The 21,854-nt window shown below is 56.5% G+C and carries 16 protein-coding genes; 5 read left to right on the top strand and 11 right to left on the bottom strand.

Features of this window, described 5'->3' with window-relative positions:
* Positions 1-187 precede the first annotated feature (187 nt).
* From I2G69_RS13445 to I2G69_RS13405, 9 genes are all read right to left on the bottom strand, one after another.
* The gene (locus I2G69_RS13445) at positions 188-430 is read right to left on the bottom strand and encodes a helix-turn-helix domain-containing protein (protein ID WP_087230772.1); all 243 of its coding nucleotides are present in this window, start codon (positions 428-430) and stop codon (positions 188-190) included.
* Between the two features lie 104 nt (positions 431-534).
* Positions 535-1,998: an NADP-dependent glyceraldehyde-3-phosphate dehydrogenase gene (locus tag I2G69_RS13440; protein WP_195560941.1), complete on the bottom strand. Its 1,464-nt coding sequence runs from the start codon at positions 1,996-1,998 to the stop codon at positions 535-537.
* 80 nt (positions 1,999-2,078) lie between these two features.
* Positions 2,079-2,765: a CpsD/CapB family tyrosine-protein kinase gene (locus I2G69_RS13435; protein WP_195560940.1), complete on the bottom strand. Its 687-nt coding sequence runs from the start codon at positions 2,763-2,765 to the stop codon at positions 2,079-2,081.
* A complete protein-coding gene (locus I2G69_RS13430) occupies positions 2,714-3,448 on the bottom strand; it encodes a YveK family protein (RefSeq protein ID WP_195560939.1) in 735 nt (244 codons plus the stop codon). The genes I2G69_RS13435 and I2G69_RS13430 overlap by 52 nt, the downstream gene beginning before the upstream one ends.
* Before the next feature lie 171 nt (positions 3,449-3,619).
* A complete protein-coding gene (locus I2G69_RS13425) occupies positions 3,620-3,841 on the bottom strand; it encodes a DUF3006 domain-containing protein (RefSeq protein ID WP_191362912.1) in 222 nt (73 codons plus the stop codon).
* 50 nt (positions 3,842-3,891) lie between these two features.
* On the bottom strand, positions 3,892-4,809 hold the full coding sequence (locus I2G69_RS13420; RefSeq protein WP_195560938.1) for a ComEC/Rec2 family competence protein: 918 nt from the start codon (positions 4,807-4,809) through the stop codon (positions 3,892-3,894).
* Between the two features lie 12 nt (positions 4,810-4,821).
* On the bottom strand, positions 4,822-6,705 hold the full coding sequence (locus tag I2G69_RS13415) for a YgiQ family radical SAM protein (protein WP_191395881.1): 1,884 nt from the start codon (positions 6,703-6,705) through the stop codon (positions 4,822-4,824).
* 62 nt (positions 6,706-6,767) lie between these two features.
* Complete coding sequence (locus tag I2G69_RS13410; RefSeq protein WP_330610169.1) at positions 6,768-9,374, bottom strand: DNA translocase FtsK 4TM domain-containing protein; 2,607 nt, start codon at positions 9,372-9,374, stop codon at positions 6,768-6,770.
* A 143-nt stretch (positions 9,375-9,517) separates the two neighbouring features.
* Positions 9,518-10,333 (bottom strand): ClpP family protease, encoded by an 816-nt coding sequence (locus I2G69_RS13405; RefSeq protein WP_273700992.1) that lies wholly within the window; start codon positions 10,331-10,333, stop codon positions 9,518-9,520.
* A 347-nt stretch (positions 10,334-10,680) separates the two neighbouring features.
* On the opposite strand from I2G69_RS13405, the gene I2G69_RS13400 reads away from it, so the two are divergent.
* The 5 genes from I2G69_RS13400 to I2G69_RS13380 all read left to right on the top strand — a co-directional run bounded on the left by I2G69_RS13400 (position 10,681) and on the right by I2G69_RS13380 (position 18,502).
* On the top strand, positions 10,681-12,615 hold the full coding sequence (locus I2G69_RS13400) for an aconitate hydratase (protein WP_191405380.1): 1,935 nt from the start codon (positions 10,681-10,683) through the stop codon (positions 12,613-12,615).
* Positions 12,616-12,649: 34 nt separating this feature from the next.
* Complete coding sequence (locus I2G69_RS13395; protein WP_087230752.1) at positions 12,650-13,864, top strand: NADP-dependent isocitrate dehydrogenase; 1,215 nt, start codon at positions 12,650-12,652, stop codon at positions 13,862-13,864.
* Positions 13,865-13,931: 67 nt separating this feature from the next.
* A complete protein-coding gene (locus tag I2G69_RS13390) occupies positions 13,932-14,582 on the top strand; it encodes a redox-sensing transcriptional repressor Rex (RefSeq protein ID WP_191441578.1) in 651 nt (216 codons plus the stop codon).
* A gap of 259 nt (positions 14,583-14,841) precedes the next feature.
* Positions 14,842-17,556, top strand: a complete 2,715-nt coding sequence (gene adhE / locus I2G69_RS13385) for a bifunctional acetaldehyde-CoA/alcohol dehydrogenase (protein WP_195560937.1) — start codon at positions 14,842-14,844, stop codon at positions 17,554-17,556.
* A 91-nt stretch (positions 17,557-17,647) separates the two neighbouring features.
* A complete protein-coding gene (locus I2G69_RS13380) occupies positions 17,648-18,502 on the top strand; it encodes a DegV family protein (protein ID WP_195560936.1) in 855 nt (284 codons plus the stop codon).
* 195 nt (positions 18,503-18,697) lie between these two features.
* On the opposite strand, the gene I2G69_RS13375 is transcribed toward I2G69_RS13380, so the two are convergent.
* Together I2G69_RS13375 and I2G69_RS13370 are read right to left on the bottom strand one after the other, a co-directional pair.
* Complete coding sequence (locus I2G69_RS13375) at positions 18,698-19,804, bottom strand: TasA family protein (RefSeq protein WP_195560935.1); 1,107 nt, start codon at positions 19,802-19,804, stop codon at positions 18,698-18,700.
* Positions 19,805-20,090: 286 nt separating this feature from the next.
* Positions 20,091-21,695 carry a CTP synthase gene (locus I2G69_RS13370; protein ID WP_191362921.1) on the bottom strand — a complete coding sequence of 535 codons (1,605 nt, stop codon included), beginning with the start codon at positions 21,693-21,695 and terminating at the stop codon, positions 20,091-20,093.
* Between the last annotated feature and the right edge of the window lie 159 nt (positions 21,696-21,854).

Here is a 21,854-nt window from a genome sequence, read left to right as displayed (position 1 = left end):
CCGTATTTTCGCACAGCTCTGTGACGGTTCTGTGATGTTTTTCGGATTTCTTTCCTTACATGGTACTACAATCCCCGGGAAAGGGCAAGAATCGGCGGGAAGTTCCTTGTCCAGCCTGCCGTTGCGCGTATGACTACAAAAACCTGCTGTGGATGCTTCCCGGCATTCCACAACAGGTTCTCCCATTTTATATAGAATTCTTTGTTTGTGGTGGGATATACTCCAAAACATCCTCCACGCGGCAATCCAACGCATAGCAAAGCCTCGATAAAATCGCCAAGTCGATGCGCTGGATGTCCCCTTTGCAATAATGGTTCAATTGCCCTCTCTGCGTTTGCGAAAGCTGCGCGACTTTATTTTTGCTCAAGCTACTTTGTTGAATGACTTCTTCCAGTTTGATTCGAATCGTGCCAAAGTCCTCATCTCGCATATCCGTCACTCCTTATTTCCTATTCTACGGAAAATACTTCTTGCACAAGAGATTTAGATATGCTATTATTAGATAAACACCTGTATATATCTACACAACCCATTTTAGAAATCTTCCCGCAGGTTCACGGTGATCGCCTTCGGACGGGTCATCGCTTCGATGGAATACCGCACGCCCTGCGTCCCCATGCCGCTGGCCTTGACGCCCAGGAACGGGAAATGGTCCGGCCCGCGCTCCGTTTTATTGTTGATCTGCACCGTACCGACCTCCAACCGCTCCGCGATGGAAAACGCCCGGTTGATGTCGTTCGTAAATACGGAGGACTGCAACCCATATTCCGAACGGTTCGCAAGTTCCACCGCTTGGTCAATGTCTTTCACTCGAATGACTGGCAAAATTGGCGCAAAGGGCTCCTTCCAGGCCACCTCCATCTCCTCGGTCACACGGTCCAACAGGGTTGGATAGACCAGGTTCTTTTCCCGGCGGTTCCCGGTCACCAGCATCGCCCCCTTTTCCAAGGCCTCCGCAATCAGCTCCATGGCGGATTCCGCCGCCTTCTCGTCGATCAAGGGGGTAATCATCGCGCCGTCGCGCGGATCGCCTACCTGCATCTTCTCTACGCGCGCTTTGAGCTTCTCCACCAGCTGGTCCGCCACGCTGTCCGTTGCAAACACGCGCTTGACGGCTGTACACCGCTGGCCGGAATAGGCATATGCGCCGTCCGCGATGGCGTCGGCGGCAAAGTCGAGGTCGGCATCCTCCAACACGATGGCTGCGTCTTTGCCGCCGAGTTCCAGCAGAAGCGGCGTCATGCGCGCCAAGCTGGAAATATGCCTTCCAATCTCTGTGCTGCCGGTAAAGTTGATGAAGTCAATGCCCTCATGTGTGACAATATAGTCCCCGATTTCACTTCCACGCCCGGTCACGGTGTTGAGCACGCCGCCGGGCAGCCCTGCACTTTGCAGGACGTCCGCCAGGTGCAGGGCGCTGATGGACCCCTGGGTGGGAGGCTTCAAAACCACCGTATTGCCGCCAATCAGCGCCGGCGCAATTTTTGAGACGGAGAGATTCACCGGATAATTAAACGGGGAAACCGCCAAGACCGTCCCCAGGGGAGCCCGCCGGACAAATGAAAGCTTCCGCCGGGAGCCTCCGGGAAAATTTTCCCCGCTGATCGCCTGCCCCTCCATGCTCTTTCCCATATCCGCGGTGTAACGGAGCAGGTCCGCGGAACGTGTCACTTCGGACAGAGCAGATTTCTTTTCCTTCGCAACCTCCATGGTCAGGATCTCCGCAATCTCCTGCGCGCGCTCTTCCAGCAGGTCGGCTGCACGGTAAAACACCTCCGCACGCTCATAGATGGGGGTCTCCGCCCAAGCGCGCGCATGCATCTTGGTATCCTGGATGGCCTCGTCAACCTCTTTCTTTGTCATAGCCTGGATTTTTCCAATCAAGCTCCCATCGACCGGCGAACGGATTTCCAACTGTTTTCCCGATTCCGACTCCACCCATTCGCCGTTGAGCAGGTTTCCATAGATACATTCCCCATGCACGGTATTCTGAAACATCGCAAGTTCCTCCTTTTGGTTCTGGGAAATAGTATTCTCTCCCCAAAAGGAAAATACACCCTGCAAAATAGGGACGTGATTTAACAATTTGTAATACAAAAAGGCGCCCTGCTGCGCGCCTCCCGGACCAACACGCTGCCCAAACAGGGCACCTGCGCGCCGTGGAGTTTCGCAACAGACTCCTGCACTTCGGTGCGCCGGTCCCTGTGTTTGCAAACGACCAACAAAACGCCCGCCGCAGACTGTCCAACCAGGAGCGCGTCCGGCGAACAGCAGACCGGCGGGGTGTCCACCAACACAAGGCCATAGGAGCGGCGCGCTTCCTCGAACAGCGCTTCCACGCGTGCTGTGTGAAAACAAGCGGCCACATCCGGTGTCCAAGCACCAGCGGATAACAGGTCCAGCCCGGGGCGGACGTTCTTCTGGACGCAAGCCGCCCATTCACAGCGCCCCAAAAGGGCCTCCGAGAAACCGTGGACGTTCGATACCTGAAAAAGGGCGTGCTGCTGTGGGGTTTGCAGGCAGGCGTCCACCAGAAGCACCCGTTCCGAACGCGACGCCACCGCCGCCAGGTTTGCACAGACCACCGCATGGGCAGCGCCGGGCCGCACCCCGGCGACCGCCACGGCACGCTGCTCCTTCACCTGCGTAGGCAGAAGCAACCGCGTGTACAGCGCCCGATAGCTGTCCCACAACTCCGGCGGGCTAAAATCCGTCAACAAAGGCGGGGATTGCTTGAAATGTTTGGGTTGCTTCCTTCGCACCATGTGGCCTCCTCCCCCAAATGAAACGGGATGGGGATCTCCGCCAACACGGGTGCGCCGCACGGCTCCAATTCCTCCGCAGTGCGGACACGCCCATCCAGGAGATTCCATGTCAAAATCGCCGTGATCGAACCGGCCAATCCCAACACAGCCCCCAAAATGGCATTTACAACGGCATTGGGAGAATCCGGATGTTCCGGCACGGTGGCTGTGTCGATCACTTTCACACTGCCCCCTTGTAAGACGCGCAAAAGTTCCGTCGGCGCACAGTCCAACAGCGTATTGCAGAGGGTGGCCGCCTCCTCCGGGTCGCCGGACGACACCGAAATGCGCAAAATTTCTGTATGATCGACGGCTTCCATGTGCAACATTCCGCGCAGCTCTTCCAGGGAACGCTTTCCACCCGTCCGGCGCAAAACCTGCTCCAATGTGCGGTCGCTTTGCAAAACGACGGAACAGGTGCTGACCAGTTTTCGGGAGGTGTCCACATTTCCGGCGTCCAGTTCACGGGCGCCCTCCTGCGAATTGTATATGTAGAGGGTGGCGGACGCCATATAGGAGGGCGGGATGCAATACGCGGAAATCCCATAGACCCCTGCGGCACAGAACAGCATACACAAAAGCCAGATCGGGCTGCTGCGTCCGACCAAACGCAACAAAGATCGTAAATCCGTCCGGTTCTGCATCCTTTCGCCTTCTTTCTTTTTGCATAGAAAAAGCATAGCACAGCCATGGATACAAAACAATCCGTTTCCCGAAATATTCTATAATGTCAAAAATATTCACATGCTCTCTGCATTCTAAATACAAAAAGGCCGGCCTTCCTGCTGCGGGAAGGCCGGCCTTTTCCGTCTTCTTTATTCTTTCCAAAGCTTGTCCTGGAGCTTTTTGATCTTCGAGCGGCGCGCCGCCGTTTTTTCTTCGTTAACACGGATCACGCCCTCGTCGTCGATCTCCAAAACCGTTCCCTCCGTTGCCCCGGCGGGAAGCTCATTGGTTTCAATGGCGAAAAATTTCTGATCTTTATCCTCGCAAATCGCATAGGTGCCTTCGAAACGGTCGATCACCAAAATTCGCATGATGGATTCCTCCCTTGTTTGAATCCTTTTCATCATACACGAAAGTGCGCTCAGGCGCAAGCCTCATTCTCTGTGACCACACGCACGGTTTCACCGTCGCTCAGAAACAGGAGCGTGCCGCAGACGTCGGTGCGGTACAACGCAACCCCGGCGCTTCGCAGCCGGCGAAGCACGGTCTCCCGCGGCAGGCGGCTGTTGTCCCACGCCGTGGAAATCGCCGCATACCGTGGCTGCACTGCGTCCAACAGTGCTTTCCCCGTGGAGGTATCGCTTCCGTGGTGCCCTACCTTGAGCACATCCGCGCGCAACGGCATGCCGCTCGCCAAAAGCGCCTCTTCCTCCTCTCGTTCTGCGTCGCCCATCAATAGAAAGGCCGTGTCCCCGTAGACAACGCGCAAAACGAGCGAATGGTTGTTAAGACCGTCCGCGGCGGACGGCGGCGTCCATACTTCGATCTCCGCCCCGCCGAGGGAAAATGTGGTCCCCGCCTGCGGATACTGCACCGCAATGGCCTTTTCCTGTAAAATCTGCTGGGTCCGGCGGTATTCCACCGTATCCACCGAAAGCTCCGGCGCGATGTATGCCGCCACGGGAAACGCCTGCAACACCTCCGGCAGGCCGCCGATGTGGTCGGCATCCGGGTGCGTGTTCACCACATAGCGCAGGGAATCAATTCCCCGACGGGTGAGATATTGGACCACCTCTTCGCCCCGGTCCGGCGTCCCTCCGTCCACCAGCATGGCCTCGCCGCCGCATTCCAGCAGAAGGCTGTCCGCCTTCCCTACATCCAACACGTGGAGGGCAAAGGGCGCATCGTCCGCCGCATCGGAAAAGGTCCCCAATCCGCAGGCCCGGCGCACGTCGCGCCACACCGCGGACGATGCCGGCAAACAGGCGAAGAGCACGATCACCAGCAAAAGAAGCAGGATCGCAACATACCGTTTCCGTCCCATGCGTTCTTGCCCCATGAAGGTTCCCCCTTACCGGCGCTTCCCCCGCCGGTGCTCCGGTTTGTTCTTGGACGGATGCTTCCCGCGCTTCGCATCCGTCTTTTTCCTCTGGGGCGCCTCCGGCGCGGGCCCCCAGACAAGGCAGTTCTCCCCGCGGCCGATGAGGTCCGTGCGGCCCGCCAGCTTGAGCGCCTCCAGCACCAGCGGTTTATTCTTCGGAATAAAATACTGCATCAAAGCCCGCTGCATCGCCTTTTCCTTGCTGGTGCGCGGGACATAGACTTCCTTCATTGTATATGGGTCCAATCCGGTATAGAACATGCAGGTGGAGATTGTCCCCGGCGTGGGGTAGAAATCCTGCACTTGTTCGGGGTGCAGGTGGTTCTTCTTGATGAAAAGCGCCAGCTCCACCGCGTCTTTCAGCGTGCTCCCCGGATGCGAGGACATCAGGTAGGGAACCAAATATTGCTCCTTGCCGATCTCTTTGGTCAACTTAAAAAAGCGCTTCTGGAAGGCGAGGTATGTTTCGATGTGCGGCTTTCCCATGCAGTCCAGCACGCGCGCCGTACAGTGCTCCGGCGCGACCTTGAGCTGGCCGCTCACATGGTGCTGCACCAGCTCGCGGAAAAAAGTGTCGTCCGGGTCCTCCATCAGGTAGTCAAACCGGATGCCCGACCGGATGAAGACCTTCTTCACGCCGGGCAGGGCGCGTACCTTGCGCAACAAATCGAGATATTCTCTGTGATCCACCTGCAACGCAGGGCACGCCTTCGGCGCAAGGCACTTTTTCCCTGGGCACAGCCCCGCTTTCTCCTGCTTTTTGCAGGACGGGTGCCGGAAATTGGCCGTCGGCCCGCCCACGTCGTGAATATATCCCTTGAAATGGGGATTCTGCGTCAACAGCTTGGCTTCCCGCAGGACGGATTCCTCGCTCCGCGTGGTGACCGCGCGCCCCTGATGGAAGGCAATGGAACAGAAATTGCACGCGCCAAAGCAGCCGCGGTTGTGCGTGATGGAGAATTCCACCTCCTGGATCGCCGGCACACCGCCGACCTTCTCATAGCAGGGATGATAGGTCCGTTCATAGGGAAGCTCATAGACTTCGTCGAGCTCCTTTTGAGTCAGCGGCGGCATCGGCGGGTTCTGTACCAGAATTTGATTCCCATGCCGCTGGATCACCCGCTTGCCGCGCACCGCATCCTGTTCGTCCTGCTGCTTCCGGCAGGACAGGGCATATGCGCGCTTGTCCGCGCAGACCTGCTCATAGCTGGGACATTCCACCGCCGGGCCCGGCCGGTAATCGCGCGTCGGCACCAGGTAGCAGGTGCCGCGCACGTCCGTAATGCTGGCAACCGGCTCCCCATCCAGCAGCCGCTTGGCGATCTCGATGGCCTGCTTTTCCCCCATGCCGTAGGAGATCAGGTCCGCGCCCGAGTCCACCAAAACCGAGGGGTGGACCTTGTCCGCCCAATAATCGTAATGGGCAAACCGGCGCAGCGAAGCCTCCAGGCCGCCGATGATGACCGGCACGTCCGGATAGAGGGTCTTACATTTTTGCGAATAGACCGTGACCGCGCGGTCCGGGCGCAGGCCGGGGCGGTTCCCCGGCGAATAGGCGTCCGTCTTGCGGCGGTTGCGCGCTACGGTATAGTGCGCCACCATGGAGTCGATGTTCCCCGCGTTGACCAGGAACGCCAGCTTCGGCTTGCCAAAGCGTTGAAAATCGCGGTCGGTTTTCCAATCCGGCTGGGACAAGATCGCCACGTGATAGCCGTAATGCTCCAACAGGCGCGAAATGATCGCGGTGCCGAAGGTCGGGTGATCCACATAGGCGTCCCCGGTCACCAGCACAAAATCGGGCGCATCCCATCCGCGCGCCAACATCTCTTCCTTTGTAATCGGTAAAAAAGCCATATCCCTATCCCTTTTGCGTCGTCGGGCCGCTTCGGAAAAGCGGAAGCGGCCCGTGATGGTTTTTATTCGTCTGTTTGGTTGCTCTGCTCGTCGCTGACGCGCATGTTCATCTCCAGCCACTGCTGATAGGTAATCAGCACTTGGCGCGGCTTGCTGCCCTCATGCGGGCCGACAACGCCCATCTGCTCCATCTCGTCGATCAGCCTTCCCGCGCGAGCATAGCCCAAGCGCAGGCGGCGCTGCAGCAGCGAGGTCGAAGCCTGGCCAGCCTCCACCACGCACTTGATCGCCTCGGGCATCATGGGATCTTGGTCGGAGTCCGAAGTGTCCGCCCCGGAGCTTCCCTTTTCTGCAACGGCGTTCTTTTCAATCTCCTCTGCGATGCTCGCATCATAGCCGGGCTCCTGTGACTTCTTGATAAAGTTGACGATGCTCTCGATCTCGCTGTCGCTGACAAAACAGCCCTGGATGCGGATCGGCTTCGGGGAGCCCACCGGCGAAAACAGCATATCGCCGCGGCCCAGGAGCTTTTCCGCGCCGCCCATGTCGAGGATGGTGCGGGAATCCACCTGTGAGGAAACCGCAAACGCGATCCGGCTGGGGATATTCGCCTTGATAATGCCCGTGATGACGTCGACCGAGGGGCGCTGCGTGGCGATGACCAGATGCATGCCCGCGGCGCGCGCCATCTGCGCCAGGCGGCAGATGGAGTCCTCCACCTCGTTCGGCGCGGCCATCATCAGGTCGGCCAACTCGTCGATGATGATGACAATCTGCGGCATATGCTGCATGGGCTGGCCCTGCTCGTCCTGATAGCCGCAGGAGCTGGCCAGGCGGTTGTACGCCGCAAGATCGCGCACGTTGTTCTCCGCAAAGATCTTATACCGCTTGAGCATCTCCGTGACCGCCCAGCTCAACGCTCCGGCGGCCTTGCGCGGGTCGGTCACAACCGGCACCAACAATTGCGGAATGCCGTTGTAGATGCCGAGCTCGACCACCTTTGGGTCGATCATCAGGAAACGCACCTCGTCCGGCGTGGACTTGTACAAGAGGCTGACGATCAACGAGTTGATGCACACCGACTTACCGGAACCCGTGGAACCAGCGATCAGCAGATGCGGCATCTTGGCGAGGTCGGCCGTGGCAATTTCGCCTGCAATGTCGCGCCCCAGCACCACGGTCAGGCGGCTCTTGCTGGTGGCGAAGGTATTCGATTCGATCAGCTCGCGCATGCGCACCACACTGACCTTTTTATTCGGCACTTCAATGCCCACCGCGGCCTTCCCGGGGATTGGCGCCTCAATGCGCACGCCGGAGGCCGCCAGGTTCATGGCGATGTCGTCCGCAAGGTTGGTGATCTTGCTGATTTTCACGCCCGGAGCGGGCTGCAATTCATAGCGCGTTACCGCCGGGCCGCGGGAGATGTCCAGAATCTTTGTCTGCACGCCAAAACTCTTCAATGTCTCAACCAGCATCCGGCCGTTTGTCTGCAATTCGTGGGCTACTTCGTTTTCATCCGTCGCCTTGGTGGTCTCCAGCATCGAGACCGGCGGGAAATGGTATTCGCCGTCCTGCGGCGGCTCGTCCATCATGGTGAGCTGCACCTCTTTCGCAGCTGGCTCAGCCGCAGGCTTCCTGTGTTCCACCGGCTTGGGCACGAAGGGCATGGGCGGCTCTTCCGCGGGAGCACCCTCCACGGGCTCTACCACAGAATCCGTGGGCTGTACGCCGATGGGCTTGCGGAACACTTCCGCAGCGTCCTCCGCCTTCGAAGTGCCCGGTCCGTCCTCCATATCCAAAACAGGGTCCGGCGAATGGAATACTTTTTCCAATTTTTCGAGTTTCTCGTTCCTCTGCGGCTTGACCGACTTGACCGGATGCGCAGGCAGTTGGTTGGGATCGTCCGGGTCCAACGCAATGTCGATGTTCATATCGCGCTGCCGCTCGATCTGGCGGCGTTCACGCGCCTCGCCGATGTTGTTGGCAACCACCTCCGCCGGCTTTGCGACGGTGCGGAAAAGCTGTACCAGGCTGGTGCCGGTGAGGATCATCACCGCCACAAACAGCAACAGGACAATCACGATGCGTGCGCCAACCGTCCCCAACAGGAGCACCAGCGGGATTCCAAGGAGGCCGCTCACAAGGCCCGCGCCGGAGCGCTCGATGCCCTTTCCATAGAGGCTGCCGAGCGTCTGGAAGAATGGTGCGCTCTCCTGCGCCGACTCCCCAAAGATGTAGAACGCGGCGCACACCAAAATGATGATTCCCACCATAATGCCGATCTTCACGCGCATTCGTCCGTTCCGCCGTTCAAACGCCGTGACAATGGAAATATACAGCAGCAACACGGGCCAGAGGATGGCGCATGTCCCGAACAGGCCCATCAACAGATTATGTAGCCAAAGCCATACATGGTCGCCCTCGATTAAAACCAAGCAGGCCATGAAGATGGACAGCGCAAAAAGCACGATGGCCAGAATCTGATTGTGCTGCTTGGCTTCCTCTGCGTGCTTCGCTTCGCGCTCGGCCTTTGTGGTCTTTTTCTCACTGGCCCGGCGATTGGCCGCTCGCTGTTTTTCCGCCTGCCGTCTTGCCTGCGGGCTGCTGCTCCGCTTTGCAGGCGCGCTCTTTTTTGCAGTTTTTGTATTCTTTGCGTATTTACCAGCCACTTTATCCCCCAATTACTCCGGCGGATCGGAGCCGCCATCTATTGAAAAGCAAATATGTAAAGCGCGGCATATGCCGCGCCCATTCTTCCAAAACAAGGCCGAAAGGCCGGCCAGATTCCGTCTCCTGCGCAAGGATACGGCCTTTACGCCTTTTTGCCGGTCTTTTTCGTGGACTTTGAAGCCTTCTTCTCCGCCTTTTTTGCCTTGTCGATCATCTGATACAAACAGTCAATTGCATCGGAAAGGCTGCCCAGCGAATCGATCAGGCCCTCCTTCACGGCGTCCGGCCCATCGAGGACCGTCCCCACATCCATCACCAGTTCCTCCGTGTTCATCGCCAGCTCGTAGAAGCGCTGGGGCGTAATATGGGAGTTGTCGGTCACAAACTGCGTAATGCGCTCCTGCATCCGTTGAAAATATTCCAGCGTCTGCGGGACCCCCAACATCAGGCCGTTCATCCGGACGGGATGGATCGTCATCGTCGCGCTCGGCGCAATAAACGAATGCTTGGCCGCCACAGCCAGCGGCACCCCAATGGAATGCCCCCCACCCAGCACCAGGGAAACGGTCGGCTTTTTCATCCCGGCGACCAGCTCCGCAATGGCAAGGCCGGCTTCCACATCCCCGCCCACGGTGTTCAAAATCATCAACAGCCCATCGATCCGCGGTTCTTCCTCAATCGCCACAAGCTGCGGGATCACATGCTCATATTTTGTGGTCTTATTCTGCGACGGCAAAACATTATGTCCCTCGATTTGGCCGATCACCGTCAGGCAATGGATCATATGCCGGCCATCGCCGGTGATCACCGAACCGGTGTCCACAATCTGGTCGGTCTGCTGTTTTTCATCGTCGCGCGCTTCGCTGCGGTCTTTATTTTCTCCGCTATCGTTTCGGGCGCCGGCCGGCTGCGCCACAGCGTAGCGCGCGGCACGCATGGCCGAATACGTTTTTTCCATACTTGCCACCTCCTACCGCTTAGTGTTCCGGCCCCGCCGCCGTTCATACGCAGTGGGAGTGGAAAAATTGCGGTTCGGTGCAAGTTTCCCCTGTATTATAGCATCATTTTTTTGCGCATTCAACCCAGGCGCCTATCGGGAATCCCCCTTTCGCTCTGGAACTTTTCAAACGAAGATCATTCCTTTGGGGCAATTTCTTGGAATTGTGCCAAAAAACGACGCAGAAATCCTGTAGAAGCATCTGTGTGAATATATTGACAATCTTAGCAATTTGAACGATAATAGGAATAATTAATTAGATAGGATCACTCACGAAAACTTGCGAAAGTAAAATGGAGGAAAATCATATGGGACTGACTTTGGCGCAAAAGATCATTAAAAACCATATTGTGAGCGGCGAAATGACGGTCGGCAGCGAGATCGGCCTGAAGATCGACCAAACCCTCACCCAGGATGCGACCGGCACCATGGCCTATCTGGAATTTGAAGCAATGGGCGTTCCGCGGGTCAAGACGGAGCGGAGCGTTGCCTATATCGACCACAATACCCTACAGACCGGCTTTGAAAATGCGGACGACCACCGCTTTATTCAGAGCATCGCCAAGAAGCACGGCATCTGGTTCTCCCGGCCGGGCAATGGCATCTGCCACCAGGTACATCTGGAGCGCTTCGGCATTCCGGGCAAAACCTTGATCGGCTCCGACAGTCACACCCCGACGGGCGGCGGCATCGGTATGTTGGCCATGGGCGCGGGCGGCTTGGACGTCGCGGTCGCCATGGGCGGCGGCCCCTACTACATCACCATGCCCAAAATGCTGCGCGTCAATCTGACGGGTAAGCTCTCCCCGTGGGTTTCTGCCAAGGACGTCATCCTGAAGGTCCTGCAGATCCTTTCGGTCAAGGGCGGCGTTGGCAAAATTGTGGAGTATGCCGGCGAGGGCGTCAAGAGCCTGACCGTTCCGGAGCGCGCCACCATCACCAATATGGGCGCTGAGTTGGGCGCTACCACATCCATTTTCCCGTCCGACGAGATCACCCGCTCCTTCCTGAAGGCACAGGGCCGCGAGGAGGATTGGGTGGAGCTCTCCTCCGACCCGGATGCGGTCTATGACGAAGAAATCTCCATCGACCTCTCCGAGCTGGTCCCGCTGGCCGCTTGCCCGCACAGCCCGGACAACGTCAAGACTGTGGACGAGATCGGCGCAATCAAGGTCGATCAGGTCTGCATCGGTTCCTGCACAAACTCCTCCTACCTGGATCTGATGCGCGTCGCTTCCATCCTGAAGGGCAAAACCGTCCATCCGGATGTCAGCCTTGCGATCGCCCCGGGTTCCAAGCAGGTTTACAATATGCTCGCACAAAACGGCGCTCTGGCCGACCTGATCGCTGCAGGCGCCCGCATTCTGGAATGCGCGTGCGGCCCCTGCATCGGCATGGGCCAGTCCCCGAACTCCAAGGGCATCTCCCTGCGCACCTTCAACCGCAACTTCGAGGGCCGTTCCGGAACGGCCGACGGCCAGATCTATCTGGTCAGCCCGGAGACTGCAGCGGCTTCCGCTCTGACCGGCGTGTTTACGAACCCGCAGACGTTGGGTGAAGAAGCGCCGATCGCTCTGCCGGAGAAGTTCCTCATCAACGACAATATGGTCGTCGCGCCCGCGCCGGAGAGCGAGATGGACAAGGTCGAGATCCTGCGCGGCCCGAACATCAAAGAGTTCCCCACGACGGACCCGCTGCCGGAAACCATCGCGGCAAAAGCGCTGCTCAAGGTGGGCGACAACATCACCACCGACCACATCATGCCGGCTGGCGCAAAGATCCTCCCCTACCGCTCCAACATTCCGTACCTCAGCAATTTCTGCTTCGGCGTCTGCGATAAGGAATTCCCGGCTCGCTGCCGGGAGTACGGCAAGGGCATCGTGATCGGCGGCGCAAACTATGGCCAGGGCTCTTCCCGCGAACATGCCGCACTGGTGCCGCTGTATCTGGGCGTTAAGGCGGTCATCGCCAAGAGCTTTGCGCGCATCCACTGCGCGAACCTGGCAAACGCCGGCATCCTCCCCTTGGTCTTTAAGGATGAGGCCGATTATGACCGCATCGACCAGATGGACGAGCTGGAACTGCCGGACATCCGTTCCGCCATCGCCGACAATTCGAAGATCATCGTCAAAGATTTGACCAAAGGCATTGAATTTGAGGCGGAAGCGGTTCTCTCCGCACGCCAGCGCGAAATGGTCCTTGCCGGCGGCCTGCTGAACTATACAAGAGAGCAATCCAAATAATTTAAACTATATAAAATAAATGGAGGGATTCCCCATGGCCAATAAAATTCCTATGACCACCCCGCTGGTGGAGATGGACGGCGACGAGATGACCCGCATCATCTGGAAGATGATTAAGGATATCCTGCTCACGCCCTATATCGACCTGAAAACCGAGTATTACGACCTCGGTCTGAAGCACCGCGACGAGACCAACGACCAGGTGACCGTGGACAGCGCCAACGCTACCAAGAAATATGGTGTGGCCGTCAAGTGCGCCACCATCACGCCGAATGCTGCCCGTGTGGAGGAGTATAACCTCAAAGAGATGTGGAAGTCTCCGAACGGCACCATCCGCGCCATGCTGGACGGCACGGTTTTCCGCACCCCGATCCTGGTAAAAGGCATCACCCCGTTCATCCCCACCTGGACAAAGCCGATCACCATTGCGCGTCATGCTTACGGCGACGTATACCGCAATGTGGAGATGCAGGTGCCCGCAGGCTCCAAGGCAGAGCTGGTCGTCACGGATGCGGACGGCAAGGAGACCCGCGCAACCATCCACGATTTCCAGACATCCAGCGGCATCATCCAGGGCGTCCATAACTTGGACAAGAGCATCGGCAGCTTTGCGCGCTCCTGCTTTAACTACGCTTTGGACGAGAAAAAGGACCTCTGGTTTGCGACCAAGGATACCATTTCCAAGCAGTACGACCACCGCTTCAAGGACATCTTCCAGGAGATCTTCGACGCGGAGTACAAAGAGAAATTTGATGCGGCGGGCATCGAATATTTCTACACCCTGATCGACGACGCAGTGGCCCGTGTCATCCGCTCCGAGGGCGGCTATATCTGGGCATGCAAAAACTACGACGGCGACGTGATGAGCGACATGGTCGCCACGGCATACGGCAGCCTGGCTATGATGACCAGTGTCCTGGTTTCCCCGGATGGCGTATATGAATATGAGGCAGCGCACGGCACCGTGCAGCGCCATTACTATAAACATCTGAAGGGCGAAAAGACCTCCACGAACTCCATGGCAACCCTGTTCGCCTGGACGGGCGCCCTGCGCAAGCGCGGCGAGCTGGACGGCAACTCCGCCCTGATGGACTTCGCGGATAAATTGGAGCGCGCCTCCATCCAGACCATTGAAGAAGGCGTGATGACCGGCGACCTGGCCAGCCTCTCCAAGCTGCCGAACAAGACCACTGTGGACACGGAGACCTTCCTGAAGGAGATTGATAAGCGCCTCGCAGCGATGCTCTGATCTCCTTCGTATAAGGCGCAACCTTTACCGGCTTTCTTTTTCTCAAATAGAAAGGACCTTACGAATTATGCCAAAACGGGAAAACATCTCCATGTCCGTTATCCGGCGGCTTCCCCGCTACTATCGGTTTCTCAAGCTTTTGCGGGAAAAGGGCGTCACGCGCATTTCCTCCACCGAGCTTTCGGCAAAGCTGGGGCTCACCGCCTCCCAGATTCGTCAGGATCTCAACTGCTTCGGCGGGTTCGGGCAGCAGGGATACGGCTACATGGTGGATCAGCTTTGTACAGAGATCGGAAACATCCTCGGGCTCTCCCACGCATACAAAGCGGTTTTGATCGGCGCGGGCAACCTGGGCCAAGCGATCGCCTCCCATCTCTCCTTTGAGACAGAGGGCTTCACACTGGCGGGAATCTTTGACAATGCCGACGCCAAAATCGGCCGGACCATCAATGGTCTCACTGTGCGCAACATTGACACCCTGGAGCGGTTCTGCAACCTTGAAAAGCCGACTATGGCCGTTCTCTGTGTTCCGCGCAGCGCGGTGGAATCCTTGAGCGACCGCTTGTATGCGCTGGGAATCCGCTGTTTCTGGAATTTCAGCCACTATGACATCAACATGAAATATGGGGATGCCATTGTGGAGAATGTCCATCTGAACGACAGCCTGATGACGCTCTGTTACCGCATCACAAATGATCCCATGCGCACCACAAAATAATCATAAAAATTATATCCAATAGAGGGTAGGTTCCTGCCAAGGAACTTACCCTCTTTTTTATCATTCCTGCATAATTATAGGCTTGTATTCCCGTTTCCGGGCTTCTCGCGTGCCATTTCTTCGGGAAATCGTCCATGTACCGCACCAAAATCTATTTTCGCCGCATAAAGCCGCTAGACGCAAGCGCCATATTCTATCCGGCATATTTTTCCCCCGTCCGGAGATACTACCAGCAAATACAAAGTGGGAGGAAAATAGGATGCCTGACGAGAAAGCAAAGAAGGTTCCCGTGGTAAAAAGGGCGGGAATCCCGGAATCGGAGACCGATGTTGCCGTAGAAGCGCATGCACGCGAAGCCGCGGCAGATGCCGCAATGGACGCCCAAGGGATGATCGATGAGCTGGTGCAGCGGGCCCAAAAAGCCTTGCTCGCCTTTATGGACATGGATCAGGAGCAGGTGGACAACATTGTCCACGCCATGGCGCTGGCGGGTCTGGATCAACACGTGCGCCTGGCAAAGCTCGCCTATGAGGAGACCGGGCGCGGCGTTGTGGAAGACAAAATCATCAAAAATATTTTTGCCACCGAATACATCTGGCACTCCATCAAAGGCCAGAAGACGGTCGGCATCATAGAAGAAAACGAGCTGGAGGACTATGTGGAGGTGGCCGAACCGGTGGGGGTCGTCGCCGGCGTCACCCCGGTGACCAATCCCACCTCCACCACCCTGTTCAAATCGCTGATCTGTATGAAGACGCGCAATCCCATCATCTTTGGGTTCCATCCCAGCGCGCAGAAGTCCTCCGTCGAGGCGGCCCGGGTGATGCGCGACGCGGCGGTCAAGGCCGGGGCCCCGGCGGACTGCATCCAGTGGATCACTGCGCCGTCGATCGCGGCCACCAATGCGCTGATGAACCATCCGGGCGTATCCCTAGTTTTGGCGACCGGCGGCAGCGGCATGGTCCGTGCGGCCTACAGCACGGGAAAGCCAGCGCTGGGCGTTGGACCCGGAAACGTCCCCTGCTATATCGAAAAGACCGCCCGGTTGGAGCGCGCTTGCACGGACTTGATGCTCTCCAAGACCTTTGACAACGGCATGATCTGCGCCTCCGAGCAGGCCGTCATTGTGGACGAAGAGATTGCGGGCGAATTCGAACGCATTATGAAAGCAAACAACTGCTATTTCCTGCAAGGGGAGGAAATCGAAAAGGTCTCCCATTTTGTCATCAACCCACAGACGCAGGCGGTCAATCCGGACGTTGTCGGCAAGCCCGCCTGCTGGATTGCGGAGCAGAGCGGAATTCAAGTCCCGGATAAGACCAAGATCCTGATTGCCCCTCTGGAAGACGTAGGGCCCCAATATCCGCTTTCGCGTGAAAAGCTCTCGCCTGTACTGGCTTACTTTACCGTCAAAGGCCACGGCGAAGGCTTTGCAATGGCCAAGAAGATGCTGGAACTCGGCGGCTTGGGGCATTCGGCGGTCATCCACTCCACCAATCCGGATCTCATCAAAGCCTATGGAAAAGAGATGAAGGTCGGGCGCGTCATCTCCAATTCGCCGTCCTCCCAGGGGGCAATCGGCGACATCTACAACACAAACACCCCCTCCCTGACGCTTGGTTGCGGCTCCTATGGGCACAATTCCACCACATCCAATGTGTCGTCCGTCAACCTCATCAACCGCAAGCGCATCGCACAGAGGAGGGTCAACATGCAGTGGTTTAAAATACCGCCGCAGATTTACTTTGAAGAGGATTCGATCCAATATCTGGAGAAAATGCCGGATATCGAGCGCGCCTTCATTGTGACTGACGCCACAATGGTAAAGCTGGGCTACGTGGATCGCATCCTGTACTTCCTGCGCAAGCGGCCGGTCTATTGCCATTCTGAGATTTATTCCGATGTCGAACCCGATCCCGATGTATCCACCATCCGCAGGGGTGTGGAGGCCATGCGCGCCTTCCAACCCGATGTTATCATCGCGCTCGGAGGCGGTTCCGCCATCGATGCGGCAAAGGGCATGTGGCTGTTTTACGAGCATCCGGAGGCTTCCTTTGACGGCCTGCGGCTGAAATTCCTGGACATTCGCAAGCGCGCCTACAAATTCCCACGCCTGGGCGAAAAGGCCAAGCTGGTGGCCATTCCGACCACCTCCGGCACGGGCAGCGAGGTGACGGCCTTTACGGTCATCACCGACCGCCAGAATGGAAACGTCAAATATCCGCTCGCCGATTACGCCGTTCGTCCAGATGTAGCTATCATCGACCCGCAGTTTGTCTGGAACCTGCCCAAGGCAGCCACCCGGGACACGGGCCTGGATGTACTCACCCACGCGATTGAAGCCTATGTCTCCGTCATGGCGAGCGACTACACGGACGGCTTAGCGCTGCAGGCGATCGGCATGGTGTTTGAATATCTGCCGCGCGCTTACAAGAACGGCGCTGCCGACCCGGTGGCGCGCGAAAAGATGCACAACGCCTCCTGCATTGCGGGCATGGCGTTCACCAACGCTTTCTTGGGCTTAAATCACTCCATGGCGCACAAGCTGGGCGGGGAATTCCACATCCCGCACGGCCGCGCCAACGCGGTGATCCTTCCCTATGTGATCGCTTACAACGCCCAAAAGCCCACCAAGTTTACGGCTTTCCCCAAATACGAAACCTTTATTGCAGACAAAAAATATGCAAAAATCGCCGCATTCATCGGATGCGGCGGCCATACTACAGAAGAAAGCGTCCAAAACCTGATCAAAGCGGTCTACCGCTTAGAGCAGGAGCTGGACTGCCCCACGAGCATCAAGGAATGCGGCGTGGACGAAAAGCTTTTCTTTGACCGCCTGCCCGCGCTTGCAGAACGTGCGCACGAGGACCAGTGTACCACAGCAAACCCGCGGTATCCGCTCATCAGCGAAATCGAGGAGATCTATACGCAGGCATATTTTGCGCCGTATCAAGGTTCACAATCTGTTCATTGACTTTTCTATACAAGCACGTTATAATCTTGTTATTAAAATCAGATAATAGCGTGCTTATCATTATATATCATTGAACAGAAAGGTTATTGCTATGAATAAAGACAAAGTAGCGGTTTTAACAGATTCCGGCGGGGACATTCCCAAGGCACTTTTGGAAAGATACGGGATCTATCAGATCCCTTTGCGCATTTTATATAAGGACCGGGAATATCTCGACGGCGTAAACATCAGCGCAAACACGGTGTATGCCATGCTTCCGGTGGAGGTCCCGAAAACGTCCCTGCCGGACGGAGCGATGATTCAAAGCGTCTTTGACCGCATCAAAGCGGACGGGTATGAAAAGGTTTTGGTCGTATGCATTTCCAGTGGGCTGAGCGGCACCTGCAATGTGATGAAAATCCTCGGCGACGCCTACGAGGGGCTGGAATGCTTTGTCCTGGATACCAAAAACATTTCCATCGGAAGCGGTTTTTTCGCTTTGCGGGCGGCACAGTATCTGGAGCAGGGAATGGGCTGGGAAGAATTGCTGCAAAAGATGCCCACGGAGCTCCCCAACAGCCGCGTCTTTTTCTGTGTGAAAACCTTGGAATATTTGCAGAAGGGTGGACGGATCGGCTTGGTTGCGGCGGCATTTGGAACGGCGCTCAACTTAAAGCCGGTGATCTCCTGCAATGCAGATGGGATCTACTATACGGTCGGGAAGGCGCTTGGACGGATGCAGTCCATCCACAAAATCGAAACCCTTGCGCAGCAAACGGCTGGCGATGATGAAGTAGAATTGGCGATTATGCACGGCGGCGCTCCGGAAGAGGCAGAACTCATCCGTGCAGAGCTCCGGAAACGGATTCCCAAAGGAAAAATCACCGTAATGGGGCAGATCAGCCCCGCCCTGGGTGTCCATACAGGCCCCGGCCTATTGGGAATTGGGGTCTTTAAAAAGAGCTGACCCAATCTACCGCAGATAAGCAAAAGGACCCGTATCAATACGGGTCCTTTTGCTTATCGTCTTTCCAGAATAGCCTCTATAAAATACCAAAGGAATGTTTTATAAAAGCCCTGCGCCGGATAAACTGCCGCTGATACCGTACGCGCCCGGCAGGGTTGCCGGGCGCATAGCCGCATTGGCTATAGGATCGGTGTTTTATTCTGCAACAATGTCGCAGGTGAAGTTCTCATAGCCCTCTGCCTCAACCACCACATGATAGGTCGTGCTGGACTGGAAGCTCCCGCTTCCGATGCGGATCTCATTGTCTGCAAGGGGCAGCTGGTAGGTTTGATTGGAATCGGAGGTGATGTAATCTGTTTTGGAATACTCCACCCCATTGACTGTGACTCTCTGCACAGCGGCCTTCCATGCATCGACTGTGTCCAAGTCCTCCTCCTGGAAGGAGATGGTGTAATAGTCACTGTAGAACGCCTTTTCCGGCTCTCCATAGACGGTCGGAGCAGCGAGCTTCTCCGGCTCCGCCGGGCCCCATTCCGCATCCTCGTCCACCTGGCCGGCATAGACCAACAGCACGCCGTGATAATGCTTTGCTTGGTATGCGTTTCCCGCATCCTCCGGCAGGTAACCGGCGATCAGGAACTGTTCTTCATTTTCGGAACCGGCCGGCAGCGGCTCTTCCGAGGTAAACGGCTGGAATGCGGCCGTCTCGCCCTCTTCCAGTGACGCTTCGTTGAGGTTTACATTTGGGACCTTCTCCCAATTGCCTTCACTGTTCTTCTGATAGACAAAAATTTTCAGTTTGTCCTTCAAAATATAATTCGACGCATCGCAAGTTACCTGTTCGCCGGTCTGGGTGACCTTTTCCCCATAAACCTGACCGTTAACCGTCACATTTTCCACCGTGATCTCGTCCACATCGACTTTTCCGTCCGGCCCATCGTCCACCATCTGGAACAAAACCTGCGCTGGCAGGGTTCCCTCATTGCGGACCGTCACCGGATGGAAATAAACCGGTACCGGGGAATATCCCTCTGTATTTGCGTTGACGATGTTCCCATCGGCTTCGGCCAGCTCTTCTGCAAATGCCTTCTCGGTCATTGGACGGAGGTTCTCAAAATCGATCTTTTGCTCGCCCGGCTCCGCCTGATCCGGTGTGACCGTAATATCCAGCTTTCCTGCGCTGAAATTTGCCGCAAGCGGCTCCGTGTCATGGAACCAAGCCATCGTAACGCCCGCCGTAATACACAGGGCTGTCAATACTGCCCCAACGGACAGTACCAATCGTTTTCCGTTCTTTCTCATGTTGCGTCTTCCCTTCATTCGATCTCTTTTGTTTCTTATTTGCGTATTCTTAGTTGCATCTAACTGCTGAAAGCAGCACTTGCCGTGCAGTTAAACGCAAGTTAGCAGAAGCTAACAAAAGGGTATCGTTTCCCGGAAAACTCTTCTTTAGGATAGCACCTTCCATTTTCCTTGTCAATTCAAAAATTCCGAAATTTGGAAATCTTTTTGGGAAATGGTTCCTAGTCGTAAAATACATAGAAGCCTGATTTTTTTGAAAAAATCAGGCTTCCCAAATATTCTATATTTATTTCTTTTCCCGGCGCTGTTTTGCCGCGGCAATCAGCCCTTTAAAAAGAGGATGCGGACGGTTCGGGCGGGATTTAAATTCCGGATGGAACTGGGCTGCGATAAACCAGGGATGATCCGGCAATTCCATCATCTCGACGATCCGGCCGTCCGGCGATTTCCCGGAGAAGCATACGCCGGCCTCTTCCAAAACTTCCCGGAAATCGTTGTTCACCTCAAAGCGATGGCGGTGCCGTTCCTCAATCAATGGCTCCCCATACAGAGCAGCCGCTTTCGAACCCTCTTCCAGCTTGCAGGGATATTTTCCCAAGCGCATGGTGCCTCCCAACTGCACCACATCCTTTTGCTCCGGCATCAAATCGATCACCGGGTGCTGGGTCTGGGGATCAAATTCCACGGAATTCGCATCGGCATAGCCAAGCACATGCCGCGCATATTCCACCACAGCCAGCTGCATCCCCAAGCAGATGCCCAAAAATGGGATTTTCTGCTCGCGCGCATACCGGATCGCCTCAATTTTCCCCTCTACGCCGCGCTGTCCAAAGCCGCCGGGGACCAAAATGCCGTCGGCGTCCCCGAGGACTTCCGCCACGTTTGCAAACGTAATCTGCTCGGAGTCCACCCATTGGATCTTCACCTTCACTTCGTTTCCAATGCCGCCATGGGTGAGCGCTTCCGCCACGCTGAGATAGGCGTCGTGCAATTCGATGTACTTTCCTACCAGCGCGATGGTCACCTCGGATTTCAGATTCATCGCGGTATCCACCATGGAGATCCATTCGCCCAAATCAGGCCCGTTCGTATCCAAACCAAAGTGGCGGCAGACAATATCGTCCAGTCGTTCGTCCCGCAAAGCCAGAGGGACAGCATACAAAAGCGGCAGGTCCAGGTTTTCAATGACGCAATCCTCGCGCACATTGCAGAACAGGGCAATCTTTTTCTTCTGCTCCTCCCCTACCGGCTTCTCCGAGCGCAGGACGATCACATCCGGCTGGATGCCCAAGCTCAAAAGCTCTTTCACGCTGTGCTGCGTGGGCTTTGTCTTTTGCTCATGGGAGCAGGCGATATACGGGACCAACGTCACATGGATAAACAGGCAGTTGGCACGGCCCACCTCGACCGCAAACTGGCGGATCGCCTCTAAAAACGGCAGGCTTTCAATGTCGCCCACCGTCCCGCCGACCTCGATCAGCGCAACATCCACGTTTTCCTTTCCCGCGGAAATGCGCGCCTTAATTTCATTTGTGATATGAGGGATCACCTGTACCGTTCCGCCGCCATAGTCGCCGTTGCGCTCCTTCTGGATTACATTCCAGTAGACGCGGCCCGACGTCACGTTACTGTTTTGCGACAGATTTTCGTCGATAAAGCGCTCATAGTGCCCCAAATCCAGATCCGTCTCCGCACCATCGTCTGTGACGAATACCTCGCCATGCTGGAACGGGTTCATGGTTCCGGGGTCCACATTCAAATACGGGTCAAATTTCTGCATGGTCACGCGCAGGCCGCGCGCTTTTAATAGCCTCCCCAGGGAAGCCGCTGTGATCCCCTTCCCCAAACCGGAGACAACGCCTCCTGTGACAAAAATATACTTTACGGACATATTCTCCCTCCTATGCGGAATTCCAAACAAAATCTTTCAGAATTCCTCTTTTTTATTCACTTTCTGCGCATTTTCTGCAACTTTCTTTAACCGTTCTTGCAAAAACATAAAAAATTATATCGCCTACCACATCGATTTGTCAATGCAATAGGCGATATT

The sequence above is a fragment of the Anaeromassilibacillus sp. D41t1_190614_C2 genome (assembly GCF_015558525.1).
Taxonomy (GTDB): Bacteria; Bacillota; Clostridia; order Oscillospirales; family Acutalibacteraceae; genus Anaeromassilibacillus; species Anaeromassilibacillus stercoravium.
The sequence above is the reverse complement of the archived record's forward strand: the minus strand, read 5'-3'. Positions and strand labels throughout refer to the sequence as shown.

Excerpts from the sequence above, each read along its gene's own strand:
- I2G69_RS13445 (WP_087230772.1), bottom strand. The coding sequence starts at position 430 with ATGCGAGATGAGGACTTTGGCACGATTCGAATCAAACTGGAAGAAGTC.
- I2G69_RS13440 (WP_195560941.1), bottom strand. The coding sequence starts at position 1,998 with ATGTTTCAGAATACCGTGCATGGGGAATGTATCTATGGAAACCTGCTC.
- I2G69_RS13435 (WP_195560940.1), bottom strand. The coding sequence starts at position 2,765 with ATGGTGCGAAGGAAGCAACCCAAACATTTCAAGCAATCCCCGCCTTTG.
- I2G69_RS13430 (WP_195560939.1), bottom strand. The coding sequence starts at position 3,448 with ATGCAGAACCGGACGGATTTACGATCTTTGTTGCGTTTGGTCGGACGC.
- I2G69_RS13425 (WP_191362912.1), bottom strand. The coding sequence starts at position 3,841 with ATGCGAATTTTGGTGATCGACCGTTTCGAAGGCACCTATGCGATTTGC.
- I2G69_RS13420 (WP_195560938.1), bottom strand. The coding sequence starts at position 4,809 with ATGGGGCAAGAACGCATGGGACGGAAACGGTATGTTGCGATCCTGCTT.
- I2G69_RS13415 (WP_191395881.1), bottom strand. The coding sequence starts at position 6,705 with ATGGCTTTTTTACCGATTACAAAGGAAGAGATGTTGGCGCGCGGATGG.
- I2G69_RS13405 (WP_273700992.1), bottom strand. The coding sequence starts at position 10,333 with ATGGAAAAAACGTATTCGGCCATGCGTGCCGCGCGCTACGCTGTGGCG.
- I2G69_RS13400 (WP_191405380.1), top strand. The coding sequence starts at position 10,681 with ATGGGACTGACTTTGGCGCAAAAGATCATTAAAAACCATATTGTGAGC.
- I2G69_RS13395 (WP_087230752.1), top strand. The coding sequence starts at position 12,650 with ATGGCCAATAAAATTCCTATGACCACCCCGCTGGTGGAGATGGACGGC.
- I2G69_RS13390 (WP_191441578.1), top strand. The coding sequence starts at position 13,932 with ATGCCAAAACGGGAAAACATCTCCATGTCCGTTATCCGGCGGCTTCCC.
- adhE (WP_195560937.1), top strand. The coding sequence starts at position 14,842 with ATGCCTGACGAGAAAGCAAAGAAGGTTCCCGTGGTAAAAAGGGCGGGA.
- I2G69_RS13380 (WP_195560936.1), top strand. The coding sequence starts at position 17,648 with ATGAATAAAGACAAAGTAGCGGTTTTAACAGATTCCGGCGGGGACATT.
- I2G69_RS13375 (WP_195560935.1), bottom strand. The coding sequence starts at position 19,804 with ATGAGAAAGAACGGAAAACGATTGGTACTGTCCGTTGGGGCAGTATTG.
- I2G69_RS13370 (WP_191362921.1), bottom strand. The coding sequence starts at position 21,695 with ATGTCCGTAAAGTATATTTTTGTCACAGGAGGCGTTGTCTCCGGTTTG.